Consider the following 15190-nt stretch of genomic DNA (forward strand, 5'->3'; position numbering starts at 1 on the left):
CTTTTGTTCATACTTTTTTGTGTCGTAACTCAAAAGTATAAATCTCGGAGCAGTTCGATTAATTTCTACTGCTCCTTTTTATTTTTCCCGGACACTAGTGAAAAAATTACTAAAACGGTTTAATAATTTTAAAATTCCGTTATTTTGCAGGAATCGGATGTTCCACTGTAAGCCTAAATTCCCAATGCCGTATATTTATCGTACTTTATTGATAGCAATATATTAATGAAATTGGCGGTACCAATAGCTGGATTTTGCCTCTATAGTAGAACAAATGACAGATTCGAAATTTGATGAAATATTTATAGATGAGCAATATGGGACCTATTTACGCAATATCGAAGGTGTCATTGAACACGGTTACTACCATCTAGGACAGATTGTATTGATTAAAAAACTTATAATTCATCCTATCTGAGCAACGCTCTTTCTACTATAAATTAAAACCAATACCTGAAAAAAAGATCAACTATACTTCCGCAAATGGCTCATTTAGCAGATAAATATTATCATTTTCAAACAAATGAAATTTTAATGTAGCGCTATTGGTTTTGGTTCCGTGTTATAATAAGTAATGCGTATTACTTTTTTTTAAATCATTAAATACTAACAGTTATGGAAACTAACAATCAAATGAAGCAACCCTTCTTTGCAAAGTTCTTAGAAGGCCAAATCAAAGCAGATACTAAAAAGAATCAGGATGGTACGCAACAATCCTCAACATCAACTCCTCAGGTTATTGGAGATGGAGGTGCTGTTACATTAAAATTCCCTTCTGACAGTGATGAAGGACTTTAGTCTTATTCACGTTAAGTTTTAGTATAGACAAGAGGTGGCATGCGACCTCTTGTTTTTGTAAGTTTATGATTTTTTGTATTACTCATACGAACGATTTTTATACCATAGATATTGTACAGAATCGTCTTCAGGAGTTGGGCTTTTCAACTTTTCGCTTTAACAGCGATACATTTGCCACACAATACAAAATAGAATATAAGCATTCGAGCCAACATCACCATTATCAACATTATTATCTGCGCAATGCTTTACAAAGCATAGACTCCTCCAAAATACAAGCGGTTTGGTATCGCAAATTATGGGACCTTACCATACCAGAGGAGCTCGATCCAGACTTTATACCTATCTTCGTTCGAGAGTACCAAACTGCTCTCCAGCTTTTTTTTAATAGCATAGAAGATATTCCTTGGATGAATGTAATGAAGAGCGACCATGCCGTTGGCGCCGATAAAATGCAGCAGTTATACCGTGCTCACAGAATAGGCTTATCCGTTCCAAAAACCATCATCAGTAATGATGCAGCTGCTATCCGCGATTTCTTTAAACATTGCAAAGGGAATATTATCATGAAACTGCACAATGCGCTCTCAAAAAGCATGCATGGTGATACACCATTTTTCCCCACCACTAAAGTTGACGAAGCTGACTTGAAAGATCTAGACGCACTAGCTTATTGCCCTATGATTTTTCAGGAATATATTTCGAAAGCATACGAATTGCGGGTAATTTATATAGACGGTGTGTTCTTTACTGGAAAAATACCAAATGACGATGAAAAAACGGATTGGAGAATATCAACCGGACAAGCACTAAATTGGGAACAATATGAATTACCGCAACACATAAAACAAAAAATACAAGAACTGATGGTTGGTTATGGACTTCATTTCGGAGCTATTGATTTGATCCGAAACATAAAAGGTGAGTACATTTTTTTAGAGGTAAACCCGCAAGGCGAATGGGGAATGTTACAGCAACATTTAGCTTATCCAATTGGGGAAACAATTGCCGAGAAATTGGTAGCAAGCATCAAAGATAATGGCTAGAAAAAAAGTATTAATCATCACACATACCAGAGATAACGATTGCGTATCGAACGTTATTGACCATATAAATGCCTTGGGCGGAGATGCCATACGTTTCAATGTAGATCGTTATCCAACAGCAATTGATCTGACGAGTTGTTATGCCAATGGCAAATGGCAGATTATACTAAAAGATGAAGAAAGTCACTCCTTAACAGATATAGCCAGCGTATGGTACCGAAGAAGTCATCACATAGGTGGCAATGTTAAGGAACTATTAGCCGAAGCTTATTATGCAGCAGCAACGGGAGAAATTAAACGAACGCTATATGGTATGGTCGAAGCACTCCCCTGCTTCCAAATGGAGCGCTATAGCACCTATCGTCGATTGGATAGTAAAGAAGAACAACTTAAAGTTGCTGCAAGTTGTGGGCTGCAAATTCCGGCAACATGCATCAGCAATTCTCCTGAAGAGGTCAAAAATTTCATCAACAACAATGGCGAGGTAATTACCAAAATGCAAAGCTCTTTTTCCATTAGACAAGAAGGAATCGAACAAGTAGTATTTACCAACCAAGTCAGTGAAGCTGATTTGGATCAGCTGGACACCTTACAATACTGTCCCATGATGTTTCAGCAAAAGCTGGAGAAACAATTGGAACTCCGCGTTACTATAGTGGGTAATCAATGCTTTGCCTTTAGCGTCAATTCCCAGCAAACAATTGATGCACAGATAGACTGGAGACGGGATGGCCTCAAACTAATAAATGCATGGCAGCCCTATCCACTACCCCCCGAAATCGAACGTCGGTTAAGCGCCTTGATGGATTATTATAAACTAAATTACGGCGCAGTTGATCTCATTCTGACACCCGACAATCAGTATTATTTTTTAGAGATTAATCCTGCTGGCGAATATTTTTGGTTAGATAAATTATGTGAGCACGCCATTTCAAAACAAATTGCAGCCGTGCTTCTCGGGCATACATTCCGAAGGAATGTAAGCCCAATACCGAATAACCGCAGATGCAAAGCAATGAATCAAAATGACCAATCATCTCATCTGCCGGTTTTGCACAAAGGAGGAAACCGTTAACCGATGAACCCCCAGAATACGGCCTATGGCCGAATACGAAACATTCTTATCTAATAATTCTTGAATTTGTTTTTCTTGCCCAGTAAGTTTGGTTTTAAATGATTTGCTTCCTTTCGGCCTACCTAACACAGCACCTTCTGCTCGCTTTCGCGCTAAGGCCTCTTTCGTCCGCTGGGATATCAGGTTGCGTTCGATTTCAGCAGATAAACCGAAAGCAAACGCCAAAACTTTAGAGTTAATATCACTACCTAAACGATAATTATCTTTGATGGTCCACACTTGTATATCCCGACGCATACATTCATTCAAAACGCCCATAATCATCAATAAATTCCTTCCCAATCGCGAAAGTTCTGAACATATAAGAACATCTCCTTTTTTCATTTTTTTAAGTAACCTACCTAATTTCCGATCTTCTACATTTTTAATTCCGGAAATTGTTTCCTCGATCCACTTATTGACAATCATTTCCTGTCTATCGCAGAATTGGTTGATTTCGAAACGTTGGTTTTCTACTGTTTGCTTATCCGTACTTACTCTAATGTATCCGTAAATCATTTTTAGCTATTTAATTAAGGAATGGGGAAAAATTCAAAAGTATCTTAAAATTAACACCTGTAAGTTTACCAAATTTTACTTGGATACCGGCTAATTTCGACATATATCGCGTTTTTTCATGGTTTGTGTACCGACTTGAAATAAATTTATCAGAACGTTCTAATTGACTTATTCCCTTGGAGGATCACTGAAGCAAGGGTATAAAAATTGTCTAAACAAATAGGGGGGTATAACACAACATTATATACATATCTATCAAAAAGACAATATCATACAAAATATAGTTGCCTTTCCAGTCCTTTTTGGCAAACAGGAGGTTTTTTTTACACTATAGCAATCGGTTATGCAATGTTAAGTAAATTTTTAAGCAGATTTTTCTTTTGCACCATGATTATTTACGAAAACGATGTAGTGCCCTATAGGAAGCAATATAACAGCCTGTTGCTATAGGTGCAACGAGCAAACACGTAATCATTTAGCAAATAGCACATCCAATCTATTCATTGTCGATAATAAACCTCCATTTAATATTGACACCTACGAGACACCTTTAGGTTAAAGGGAGATAAGGATAATACCTATTCAATCGGCAGATGATTGTTTAACCTTTTCATTAATCTAAAACCGTATGATGAAAACCCCTAACAAAACCAAATTAGCGATTTTTGTTTATTTAAGTGCTTTTCTTCTATTTGCACCAATAACAATTATTTACGCGCAAACGAATGTTAATACCGTTTCAGGAACGGTTAGAAATGCCACCGGCGAACCACTAGTAGGTGTTAGTATCCTGGAAAAAGGAACAAAAATCGGTACAACAACTAATGAAAACGGGACATACCAGCTAGCCATTTCGGAAGAAAATGTGACCTTAACCTTCTCGTTTACCGGTTATATAGCACAAGATGTTTCTATTGCCGGTCGAAAAGTTATCGATATCATCCTACAAGAAGATGAACAAAGCTTGGACGAAGTTGTCGTAATTGGTTATGGAACTGCCAAACGAAAAGATTTAACGGGTGCGGTAGCTACCGTAAAGGCAGAAAAACTAGAAGCCCAAGCACCACGATCCGTTCAGGATTTATTGCGGGCTAATGCGGCAGGTATGATCATTGGCCAAGGTAACAAAGCCAAAGGTGATGCGAGCTTGCTTATCCGAGGTAAAGGAACTTTAAAAGCCGGAGCAAGCCCATTGAATGTGGTAGATGGTGTTATCTTTGATGGAACATTTGCCGACTTAAATCCGAACGATATTGAATCAATAGATATCTTAAAAGATGCGAGTGCAACCGCTGTGTACGGCGCTAAAGCAGCAAATGGAGTCGTTTTAATTACCACAAAACGCGGAACGAGTGGAAAACCACGCATTACCTTCAATGCCAATGTTGGTTTTGTCGAAAATGCAAATATGCCAAGGGTAATGACCGGCGACGAATTTCTGGCCTATCGCTATGACTATGAAGTAGGTAGACGCACCGATGCCTACTTAAACGAACATCCGCAAATGTTTATTGACCCCAGGCAATTAAATGGAGTCAGTCAACTTGATTGGTATAATTATGACCAACAAAATCCGGTGACCTCGGTAACTGATGAACAACTCGTTCGTGCTTGGCTTTCGAGATTAGAATTAAAAAGTCCTGAGGTAGAAAATTACTTAGCGAATAATTTAACCAATTGGCAGGATTTGGTTTTTCAAAGAGGGCTACAACAAGATTACACGGCCAGCATTTCAAACAGGACAGACAATTTAACGTATTACTGGTCTATAAACCACGTTAACCGTGAAGGAATTATTGTCGGAAACCAATTTAAGAACTATCGGTCTCGCTTGAACTTAGAATCAAAAATCACATCCTACCTAAAAGTTGGGGTAAATGCTAATTTTGCTTCACGCGAGGAAGGCTTTTTGGAAGCCGACTGGCATCAATCGGCAGTCATTTCTCCCTACGGCTCTAATAATATTGGTGATCCTACCAGTAATTACCAGCGGCTTCCCACAGGAGATGTCACTCCTGTGAACCCGTTTTTCGACAATATGTACAGAGATCGAAAGGATTCCTATAATACCCTTAACGCCAGTATGTATGGTATTGTTACGCTACCTTTCGGTTTTGAATACCAAGTAAACTTTACTCCCTCCTATACCTGGCGTGAATATTATAACCACGATTCATCGGAAAATCCAGAATGGGCTGCAAAAGGAGGAAGTTCTGAGCGGACAAACGAAAAGACATATAATTGGCAGGTAGATAATGTTCTTCGGTGGAAGAAAGACTTCGATATACATCATTTCGAAGTTACGTTATTGCAAAATGCAGAAAAAGGGCAATTCTGGAGAACAAAAGCCACAGCCACAAACTATAGTCCAAGCGACATTTTAGGCTATCACCGGATTCAAGCGGGTACCGTGCCGTTAAACGAAAGTAACGATACATACAAAACAGGAGATGCGTTAATGGCCCGGTTGTTCTATTCTTTATATGACCGCTATATGCTTACAGCTTCCGTTAGACGCGACGGCTATTCTGCTTTTGGCACACAAAACCCAAGAGCAACTTTTCCGGCACTAGCTTTTGGTTGGAATTTCTCCTCCGAAAATTTTATGCGTAATACATCTGATTGGCTAGACTATGGTAAGTTAAGGTTATCCTGGGGAAAAAATGGAAACAGGGATATAGGTCAATATGATGCTTTGTCGGATATGACTTCAGGTCTTCATCCCTATATCGATCAGAGCGGCAATATCTACCTTTCTTCCCAATTATATGTTAATCGTATGGCCAATTTAGGACTTAAGTGGGAGACTAAATCTTCGTATAACCTAGGGCTTGATTTCTCTTTATTCAATAGCATTATCGGTGGTAGCATTGATGTCTATACTGCAACAACAAAAGATTTACTGGTAGACCGTGCGCTACCTGAAATTATTGGATTCAATAGCGTTGCAGCGAATCTTGGAGAATTGGAAAATAAAGGTATCGAAATCAGTTTGAATAGTAATATCCTACGAAAGGAAAATTTTGAATGGAATGCAACCTTCAATTTTGCGCTCAATAGACGAAAAATCAAAAAGCTCTACGGAGATATGGTTGATATCAAAGATGACCAAGGAAATATTATCGGGCAAAGGGAAGCTGATGATATCAAAAATAAATGGTTTATTGGAGAAGATCCTGATAGGGTTTGGGATTATGAACGTGCCGGCGTCTGGCAAATTGGTGAAGAAGAAGCAGCGGATAAATATGGATTACAACCCGGTGATTTCAAATACCTTGATCAGAACGGTGATGGTGTAATGACTGATGATGATAAAGTATTTCAGCATTATACAACACCTCGGTTCCGTTGGTCGCTGAGAAATAATTTTAGAATTTTCCAAAATTTTGATATCTCATGTCTTATTTACTCCAATTGGGGCCAATACGATACCTATAATCGGGCTGCCAACAATAGCAGCTTTCCGGATAGGGCTACTGATTATCAAATGCCTCGATGGACCCCAGAGAACCCTATCAATGACTATGCTCGTATCGGTTCAAAAAATATCGGAAACAACTATGTAGACCGTTCATTTATTCGTTTGGATAATCTTTCGGTTGCTTACAACATACCACAACGGTTACTCAGCAAAGCAGAAATACAGAACGTTCGTATTTCCTTTGCCGTACGAAATGTCGCTGTTTGGGCACCTCACTGGAATTTTGGCGATCCAGAATCCTATGATAATAACGATTTAGGTGGAATGCCAACCCCCAGAACCTATAACTTAAGTATCAATTTCTCTCTATAATAATTGACATGAAGATGAGACATAAAAGAAATTATAAAAAAATTGTAGCAGTAGCCGTAACGCTATCCTTATTTTGCGCTTGCAGCAAAGATTGGTTAAAACCAAAACCGCTATCTTTTTACGAACCTGGCGTTGCCTTATCTAATGCGGAAGGCATGTATTCGGCTCTTACCGCTTGTGAACGGAATATGCGCCATGAATATTTTGGAGATGGCGCACCAATACTGACTGAAATCATTCAATCTGAAGTAGCCGTTGAAGGAACTACCGATAAGGCGGGTCCACAAATGAATATGGATATTTCCCTCATGCCGGATGCGAATTTGAATAGTGAAAATACAACCAAAGTAGGCTGGTATTGGTACGAAGGGTACAAAGCTATCAAATATGCAAATGTGGTTATTTCCCGTATTAACGATGCTACTTTTACAAGTGAAGCGGAAAAAAATGCTGTATTAGGCGCTGCGTATTTCCAACGTGCTTACCGTTATTACAAATTAGTACATCAGTTTGGTGATGTTCCTTACCTCGATTGGGAAATAAGCGAACCAAAATATGACTTCTATTCCTATGATCGGTGGAGCATTCTCAATAAAATGAAATCGGAAATGGAATTTGCCTATCAATGGGTTCCAGAGTCGGTTGATAGAGGTCGTACGTCAAAATCTGCTTGCGGTGTGCTGTTAATGAAAATCTGCATGGCGTTGGCCGACTTTGATCGGGCCATACAAATTGGAAAAGAGATTGTCGCTATTCACCCATTGATGAAAAACCGTTTCACCTCTAATCAGGGCAAGGCAAATACCAATTTGATGTTTGACCTCCATAGCGTTGAAGCTAAATTAGACATGTCTAATACCGAAGGACTCATGTATGTAGTAGCTTATCCGGAAGCAGAAGGATCAGACCGCATTCAGACCATGCGAAATGGGGTACCTTTTTGGAATACCGGAAATATTAAAACACCCGATGGAGAAACCGGCACCAGCCTTACCATTGCGAGTGATGAAACCGATCAAACCATGGATTTAAATAAAACCTATGGCCGAGGAATTGGCCGGTTAAGACCTACTTGGTATTACACCAATGAAATATGGCGGAAGGACAAAGAAGCGAATGATATGCGCGGCATCCTCAATAGGGATAGTTGGCGAAGAATGGAAGACCTTCGTTATAATAATCCAGATTTGAAAAAGAAAGGGAATCCTTGGTATGGTAAAAACTTGGTTAAAAGCTCTTCTATGACGGTGGAAGATACCATTCGGCTTTGGTATTCTTGGCCTCATTATAAATTATTTGTTCCAGATCCTTTACAAACCACTTGGGCAGGAGGTGAAACACCGTGGTATATTTACCGATCTGCTGAGGTGTATCTTTTACTTGCAGAATCTTATTATTGGAAGGATCAGCCACAACTGGCAGCTGAGGCTATGAACGAAGTTCGTACCCGTGCTGGAGCAACCCCATTAAACGCAGGTGACATTAACATTGGCGAAATATTGGATGAACGAGCCCGTGAACTTTATTACGAAGAAAACAGACATGTCGAGCTGGTTCGGATTGCGTATACCTACGCGAAAACAGGCAAACCCTGCGAGCTATTTGGAGGTCGGGTTTATCACCTTGAAAATATCTGCGGCCCAGGAGGTACCAACTCAAATGTTAAACAAGAAGGTATTAACTTTTGGTATGATCGGGTAAATGCACGTAGCAACTTTTATAATAAAGGCGTAAAACATAAATGGGCTGAATATAAAATAAGTGTTCATCATATGTTGTGGCCCGTACCCGCAAATGCTATTAACACCAACATTAAAGGGGTCATTAATCAAAATGTTGGTTACCCTGGGGCGGAAAGAAATGTTGCACCGCTTATTGTTCCTGAGGAAGGAACGGTATTGGGACCCCAGTAAGATAATTTAGTTAAGTAAATGAAAGTGTCTTCTACATTTGTCTTGAACAAACATAGAAAACACTTTCATTTTGTCATTCCGATTTTGAGCACCTGAGAAGAAATGAATCCTATTCTTATTAGAAGATATCCCGACTATCCCGAGAAGTGATTTACCGATGGTATCTCTTTGCGAAACGATTAATCAACAATAAACCGGCGATAAATCCGCCGATATGGGCGGCATAAGCTACACCTCCCGCCTGCTCCCCTCCTAGTGTGCCCAAACCATTACTTAATTGAAACAGGAACCATAAGCCAATAGCCACGAAAGCTGGTACCGAAAACACAAAAAGCAACATCCAGATAAAAATGCGCTTATGCGGAAAGAGCACCATATAGCCCGCCAAGACAGCTGAAATAGCACCAGAAGCTCCCAAGCAAGGGGTCAATAAATTCTGACCGAAAAAAAGCGTACTAAAAACATGACTTAACCCGCTCAATACTCCACATAATAGGTAAAAAAGAAGGTAGTTAAAATGGCCTAAACGATCTTCTACATTATCACCAAAAATCCATAGATAGAGCATATTCCCACCTAAATGCACTAAACCTCCGTGCATGAACATACCCGTTATCAAGGTCAGTAAAACAGGAATGGGTGTGGGTTGTAAGCCTGGCATTTCGAATGATTGCCCTGAAAGCGGATCCACTATCGCTTGATTATCCGTAACGATATCGTGCCCACTGATTATCTCTGCTGGAATAATGGCATAAGAGAACGTAAAATGAACATTGTAGCCAAGCTTTTGCAGAAAAACAAAAACCACAATATTGGTTACAATTAATATATAATTAATGAAAGGGAATGAACGTCTATCACGATTATCGTCTCCAATAGGTAACAGCATACAATAGTATATTAGTCGGACGAATATACCTTTTTTATCCTAAATACTTCTGCCATAGGCAATGAAGACACACATCAAAAAGAGAATGGCATTGGTAAGTATATTTTTAGGCTCGTTTCTCCGATAATGAATAAGTGCCGCTGGAATCATAATGATAGCTAAGCAAATTGCGGAAATTACGGTCAACACAGGAAATAGATGCAACAAAGATGGAAGAATAAGCCCCATGCTTCCTAAAATTTCTGATCGTCCGATAAAGCGAATCAGTGTAAGCGGTAATCCTTCTACACCTGTTTGCCCGCGTTCAACAAGCTTTCTTTCTGAATAAATAGATTTATTTATTCCTGAATACAAAAAGGTAATGGCAACGATAAATTGAAGTATCCAAAGTATTCCGTTCATACAACTATTCTTTATGCAAAGAACGGGATACGCTATACCATTTCCTTTGATATTTATCAAAAAATCAAATCTGTGAACGAATACGGCTCAAGGTTTCCGGTGTAACACCGAGATAAGAAGCAATCATTCCTAAGGGAACCCGCTGAATAAACGTTGGGTGCGTCGCCATGAGTGTTTGGTAACGTTGCAGCGCCGTTGCAAAATGTAAATCATCAAATTTTTGCTGTAACTGTATTAAGCCAAAGCTCACCAACTGCCGTACAAAGTTTTCAATATCGTGATGACGATAGCACAATATCTCCAAATCATCATGATGAATGGAAAAAAGAACGGATGGTTCCAACGTTTCAATAATGCGTCTATCTGGCTTTCGGTTAATGAAACTAATAATGGAGCAAGCAAAGGAACGTTCATCACTGATCCAATCAGTAACCTCCTTACCATCCTTTAGATAATATGTTCTTGTTAAGCCTTGATCAATAAAATAAAGAAAATTGCAAACAGTGTCTTGCTTTACCAGTATATGGCCCTTTGGGATGATTAATTCTTTTAGACGGGAAGTAAGCGCCGCCTTGCTCTCCATAGACAACTTCGTGTATTGTGCGACTGTCGAAAAAAAATTATCCATAAAATCCCAATTGATGCATTATTGTAATATTATATCAAGTATCTTAATATAAGAAGCGATCAATCAAACTTAGATAAATTGCCCTGGTCTATCAAGAACTCTTTTATACGTAGCAGAAATATAAAGCAATGGCATAATAGATTTCATCTATGGAGTATAAAATTATTTGATTGGTAATTGATTGAGAAACAGCCTACATTTATCCTAAACAAGGAAGATCATAGATCGCCAAGATTAAATCTTACCACAAATTTTAAAAAACATGGAAAACAACGCAAATGACATCGGTAAATGCCCCTTTCACAACGGCAGTCTAAAACATAATGTTGGTGGTGGCGGTACAAGGAACCGTGACTGGTGGCCAAATCAACTGAAATTAACTATTTTGCACCAGCATTCGTCTTTATCAAATCCAATGGATGCGGCATTCAACTATGCGGAGGCCTTTAAAAGTCTCGATTTAGAAGCCGTCAAAAGAGACCTTCATGCACTGATGACGGACTCTCAGGATTGGTGGCCAGCAGATTTTGGGCACTATGGTCCCTTGTTTATCCGTATGGCTTGGCACAGCGCAGGCACGTATCGTGTAGGCGACGGCCGTGGTGGTGCCGGAGGAGGTCAACAGCGCTTTGCACCACTAAATAGCTGGCCAGACAATGTGAGCTTGGATAAAGCACGGCGATTACTTTGGCCGATCAAACAAAAATATGGCCGTAAAATATCTTGGGCCGATCTATTAATCCTTACCGGCAATGTAGCACTCGAATCAATGGGTTTCAAAACATTTGGGTTTGCCGGCGGGCGTGAAGATACCTGGGAACCTGAAGAAGATGTCTACTGGGGTTCTGAAACTACGTGGCTGGGCGGCGATGTACGTTATGCACGCGGTTCAGAAGGGGTAAAAGAAAACCACGGCGTACTCGTATCTGATGATGATGCCGATGGAAAGATACATTCCCGCGATCTGGAAAAACCATTAGCGGCGGTACAGATGGGACTCATCTATGTAAATCCAGAAGGCCCAGATGGTAATCCTGATCCCCTTATTGCTGCTAAAGACATTCGAGACACCTTTGGCCGTATGGCTATGAATGATGAAGAGACCGTAGCATTAATAGCCGGTGGACATAGCTTTGGTAAGACACATGGCGCCGCACCAGCAACCCATGTAGGGAAAGAACCCGAAGCAGCCGATTTAGAAATGCAGGGACTTGGTTGGCATAATAGCTACGGTGCTGGCAAAGGTGCAGATACCATTACCAGTGGCTTGGAAGTTACTTGGACGAAAACCCCAACCCAATGGAGCAATAACTTTTTCGAAAACCTGTTTGGTTTCGAGTGGGAATTAACGAAGAGTCCTGCAGGCGCACATCAGTGGGTAGCAAAAAATGCGGGGAATATGATCCCTGATGCTTTTGATGCTTCAAAACGACATGCGCCTACCATGCTAACAACCGACCTATCGCTAAGATTTGACCCTATCTACGAAAAAATATCCAGACACTTTTTAGAAAATCCCCAAGCATTTGCAGATGCCTTCGCTCGCGCATGGTTTAAATTAACCCATCGTGATATGGGACCGCGTGCCCGTTATTTAGGGCCTGATGTTCCAGAAGAAGAACTGCTTTGGCAAGATCCCATTCCCGCACTTAACCATACGTTAATTGATGCCGACGATATAGCTAACTTAAAAGCACAACTATTAGCTTCCGGATTAAGCATATCCGAATTAGTGGCTACCGCTTGGGCTTCAGCTTCTACATTCCGCGGATCCGATAAGCGTGGTGGCGCCAATGGGGCTCGTATCCGTTTAGCCCCACAAAAAGATTGGCCAGTAAACAATCCCAACCAGCTTGCTAAGGTGTTGCAAACACTAGAAAATATTCAGAGAGAATTTAATGCAGCACAAGTGGGCGATAAAAAGGTATCGTTGGCTGATCTCATCGTGCTAGCTGGCAGCGCCGCTATTGAAAAAGCAGCACAGCATGCTGGGCATACCCTTACCGTTCCATTCACCCCAGGTCGTATGGATGCGTCGCAGGAGCAAACCGATGTAGAATCTATGGGTTTTCTAGAACCAGCAGCTGACGGTTTCCGAAACTATCGCAAAGCGAGGTATACGGTATCTACGGAAGAGCTACTAATCGATAAAGCGCAGCTATTGACGCTTACAGCACCTGAACTAACGGTGTTGATTGGTGGTATGCGCGTGTTAGACACCAACTTCGATGGTTCGAAACATGGTGTTTTTACACAACGTCCAGGCCACTTAACCAATGACTTCTTTATCCATTTACTCGATATGCGTACTGCGTGGAAAGCTGCTTCAGAGGATAGAGAACTTTATATAGGCAATGACCGCGCTACCGGCCAACCCAAATGGACCGCTACGCGCGCGGATTTGGTGTTTGGTTCTAACGCAGAGTTGAGAGCGCTAGCAGAAGTGTATGGAAGTGCCGATGCAGCCGATCAATTTGTTAGAGACTTTGTAGCCGCTTGGGTTAAAGTAATGAATTTAGATAGATTTGATCTGACGTAGATCGTTATTCATCGTTTCTCCCACCATTTTTCCCAAACGTTATTCGTATCATTTAGGTTTACTTTTTCTCCGATTTTTGGTGTTGTTATGGGAATATCGGCCGCTTCGGCAAGTAAGGATACTTGCTGAAGCGGTTCATACCAAGGATGTTGTGCTAATTTAAATTTAGAATGATGTACAGGAATAAAGTTTCTAGCTTTTAATTCCTGCACTTCTTCAATGACTTCATTAGGTAGCGAATGGATATAGGGCCATTTTTCATTGTATTGACCACATTCTAAGATAGCCCAGTCAAAAGGGCCGAATTGGTCGCCAATCGCTTTAAAATGAGGTCCATGACCACTATCACCTCCAAGAAATATACTTTTGGTGGACGTTTGCAAGACAAAAGATGTCCAAAGGGAAATATTTCTAGCGAAAAGTCGACCGGAAAAATGCCTGGCAGGAGTTAACGTAACCTTTAAGCCATCTTCTAATTCGACATTTTCGTACCAGTTTTTCTCGATGAGCTTCGTTTTATCCCAGCCCCAATATTCAAAATGCTGAGCTACACCCAAGCCGCAAATCACCTTGTGAACCTTAGGTTTCAGTTGTTGTATGGTTGGATAATCTAAATGATCCCAATGGTCATGCGATATCAATAAAACGTCTATCTGTGGCATATCATCCGCTCGATAACGATTTGAACCGGAAAAGGCTTTTACAGCACTCTTTAGTGGCGACGCATTTCCACTAAATACGGGATCTATCAAAAATTTCCAACCATCTACTTGAATGAAATAAGAACTATGGCCAAACCAAACTAATACATCTTCGTTCGATTTTAAGTTCTTTAAATCTGTATATACAGCCGGAATGGAATGCTTAGGCTCCGTATCAGCATGCTTGCCAAAGAAATTCCAGAGTACTTTTAGCATACTTTCGCCTTCTAGTAATGCAGGCGTCGTAATCAGATTTTGAAATTGTCCATTTTTATAATTGGAAAGCGTGTTAAAATATGCTTTCCGATAAGAATCAGGTGACTGACCATATTTTTTGTTTAACCCCATTATTCAAAAGTATCTTTCTCCCTTCAAACTTAGTTAAATTTCCTTTATAAAAACAAGCTCATGATGGCAGAGAAGAGATCCGTACTTTCAGGTGCATGCAGGATTAGCTAATGAGATGCTGATATTTCTTCCAATGATCGCCTATTACCAATAAATTGATCAAAAACAGGATACCGGCAATTATCAATCCAGACGGCATATAAATCGCATTATGCAAAACAATGCCCACCATCACCGGTAGGATGACAATAGCGCCCAATGCCCTGGTTTTAGGAAGTATGAATAACAAGCCGCCGACAGCCTCAATAGCACCGACCAGCGGTAGCAGCCACTTTATCTGCATCATGGCTTCGCCTACCTTCGCTATTTCACCTTCCATCGGTGGAACAGGCATATAATGAAAAAATTTATCTAAGCCAGCGTTCATAAACATCAAGCCAAATAATACGCAGAGGATTGTTTTTATGATTTTCATGTTTATTGATTTATTAAAAGGTTAA

The 15190-nt window shown here is 40.2% G+C and carries 12 protein-coding genes; 6 read left to right on the forward strand and 6 right to left on the reverse strand.

Features of this window, described 5'->3' with window-relative positions; genetic code table 11:
* Nucleotides 1-615 precede the first annotated feature (615 nt).
* From ABD930_RS12330 to ABD930_RS12340, 3 genes are all read left to right on the forward strand, one after another.
* Nucleotides 616-798 carry a microviridin/marinostatin family tricyclic proteinase inhibitor gene (locus ABD930_RS12330; RefSeq protein WP_345232031.1) on the forward strand — a complete coding sequence of 61 codons (183 nt, stop codon included), beginning with the start codon at nt 616-618 and terminating at the stop codon, nt 796-798.
* A 65-nt stretch (nt 799-863) separates the two neighbouring features.
* Nucleotides 864-1844, forward strand: a complete 981-nt coding sequence (locus tag ABD930_RS12335; protein WP_345232032.1) for an MvdC/MvdD family ATP grasp protein — start codon at nt 864-866, stop codon at nt 1842-1844.
* Nucleotides 1837-2919, forward strand: coding sequence for an MvdC/MvdD family ATP grasp protein (locus tag ABD930_RS12340; protein ID WP_345232033.1), 1083 nt, complete (start codon nt 1837-1839; stop codon nt 2917-2919). The genes ABD930_RS12335 and ABD930_RS12340 overlap by 8 nt, the downstream gene beginning before the upstream one ends.
* Here the strand turns inward: ABD930_RS12340 and ABD930_RS12345 are convergent.
* Nucleotides 2878-3477: a master DNA invertase Mpi family serine-type recombinase gene (locus ABD930_RS12345; protein WP_345232034.1), complete on the reverse strand. Its 600-nt coding sequence runs from the start codon at nt 3475-3477 to the stop codon at nt 2878-2880. The genes ABD930_RS12340 and ABD930_RS12345 overlap by 42 nt on opposite strands.
* A 628-nt stretch (nt 3478-4105) precedes the next feature.
* On the opposite strand from ABD930_RS12345, the gene ABD930_RS12350 reads away from it, so the two are divergent.
* Nucleotides 4106-7270 (forward strand): SusC/RagA family TonB-linked outer membrane protein, encoded by a 3165-nt coding sequence (locus ABD930_RS12350; RefSeq protein ID WP_345232035.1) that lies wholly within the window; start codon nt 4106-4108, stop codon nt 7268-7270.
* Nucleotides 7271-7284: 14 nt separating this feature from the next.
* Entirely contained in the window at nt 7285-9183 is a 1899-nt protein-coding gene (locus tag ABD930_RS12355; RefSeq protein WP_345232036.1) for a RagB/SusD family nutrient uptake outer membrane protein, read from the forward strand.
* Between the two features lie 151 nt (nt 9184-9334).
* Here ABD930_RS12355 and ABD930_RS12360 read toward each other — a convergent pair whose 3' ends face one another.
* From ABD930_RS12360 to ABD930_RS12370, 3 genes are all read right to left on the reverse strand, one after another.
* Nucleotides 9335-10072 (reverse strand): rhomboid family intramembrane serine protease, encoded by a 738-nt coding sequence (locus ABD930_RS12360; protein WP_345232037.1) that lies wholly within the window; start codon nt 10070-10072, stop codon nt 9335-9337.
* 39 nt (nt 10073-10111) lie between these two features.
* A complete protein-coding gene (locus ABD930_RS12365) occupies nt 10112-10474 on the reverse strand; it encodes a DoxX family protein (RefSeq protein WP_345232038.1) in 363 nt (120 codons plus the stop codon).
* A gap of 64 nt (nt 10475-10538) precedes the next feature.
* Complete coding sequence (locus tag ABD930_RS12370; protein WP_345232039.1) at nt 10539-11102, reverse strand: Crp/Fnr family transcriptional regulator; 564 nt, start codon at nt 11100-11102, stop codon at nt 10539-10541.
* A 262-nt stretch (nt 11103-11364) separates the two neighbouring features.
* Here ABD930_RS12370 and katG point away from each other — a divergent pair, with 262 nt between their 5' ends.
* A complete protein-coding gene (gene katG, locus ABD930_RS12375; protein WP_345232040.1) occupies nt 11365-13641 on the forward strand; it encodes a catalase/peroxidase HPI in 2277 nt (758 codons plus the stop codon).
* An 8-nt stretch (nt 13642-13649) separates the two neighbouring features.
* On the opposite strand, the gene ABD930_RS12380 is transcribed toward katG, so the two are convergent.
* Together ABD930_RS12380 and ABD930_RS12385 are read right to left on the reverse strand one after the other, a co-directional pair.
* The gene (locus ABD930_RS12380; protein WP_345232041.1) at nt 13650-14690 is read right to left on the reverse strand and encodes an MBL fold metallo-hydrolase; all 1041 of its coding nucleotides are present in this window, start codon (nt 14688-14690) and stop codon (nt 13650-13652) included.
* A gap of 103 nt (nt 14691-14793) precedes the next feature.
* Complete coding sequence (locus ABD930_RS12385) at nt 14794-15165, reverse strand: DoxX family membrane protein (protein WP_345232042.1); 372 nt, start codon at nt 15163-15165, stop codon at nt 14794-14796.
* Between the last annotated feature and the right edge of the window lie 25 nt (nt 15166-15190).

Origin of the sequence: Olivibacter ginsenosidimutans, from assembly GCF_039542865.1 — a bacterium.
Classification (GTDB): Bacteria; Bacteroidota; Bacteroidia; order Sphingobacteriales; family Sphingobacteriaceae; genus Olivibacter; species Olivibacter ginsenosidimutans.

Excerpts from the sequence above, each read along its gene's own strand:
- ABD930_RS12330 (WP_345232031.1), top strand. The coding sequence starts at position 616 with ATGGAAACTAACAATCAAATGAAGCAACCCTTCTTTGCAAAGTTCTTA.
- ABD930_RS12335 (WP_345232032.1), top strand. The coding sequence starts at position 864 with ATGATTTTTTGTATTACTCATACGAACGATTTTTATACCATAGATATT.
- ABD930_RS12340 (WP_345232033.1), top strand. The coding sequence starts at position 1,837 with ATGGCTAGAAAAAAAGTATTAATCATCACACATACCAGAGATAACGAT.
- ABD930_RS12345 (WP_345232034.1), bottom strand. The coding sequence starts at position 3,477 with ATGATTTACGGATACATTAGAGTAAGTACGGATAAGCAAACAGTAGAA.
- ABD930_RS12350 (WP_345232035.1), top strand. The coding sequence starts at position 4,106 with ATGATGAAAACCCCTAACAAAACCAAATTAGCGATTTTTGTTTATTTA.
- ABD930_RS12355 (WP_345232036.1), top strand. The coding sequence starts at position 7,285 with ATGAGACATAAAAGAAATTATAAAAAAATTGTAGCAGTAGCCGTAACG.
- ABD930_RS12360 (WP_345232037.1), bottom strand. The coding sequence starts at position 10,072 with ATGCTGTTACCTATTGGAGACGATAATCGTGATAGACGTTCATTCCCT.
- ABD930_RS12365 (WP_345232038.1), bottom strand. The coding sequence starts at position 10,474 with ATGAACGGAATACTTTGGATACTTCAATTTATCGTTGCCATTACCTTT.
- ABD930_RS12370 (WP_345232039.1), bottom strand. The coding sequence starts at position 11,102 with ATGGATAATTTTTTTTCGACAGTCGCACAATACACGAAGTTGTCTATG.
- katG (WP_345232040.1), top strand. The coding sequence starts at position 11,365 with ATGGAAAACAACGCAAATGACATCGGTAAATGCCCCTTTCACAACGGC.
- ABD930_RS12380 (WP_345232041.1), bottom strand. The coding sequence starts at position 14,690 with ATGGGGTTAAACAAAAAATATGGTCAGTCACCTGATTCTTATCGGAAA.
- ABD930_RS12385 (WP_345232042.1), bottom strand. The coding sequence starts at position 15,165 with ATGAAAATCATAAAAACAATCCTCTGCGTATTATTTGGCTTGATGTTT.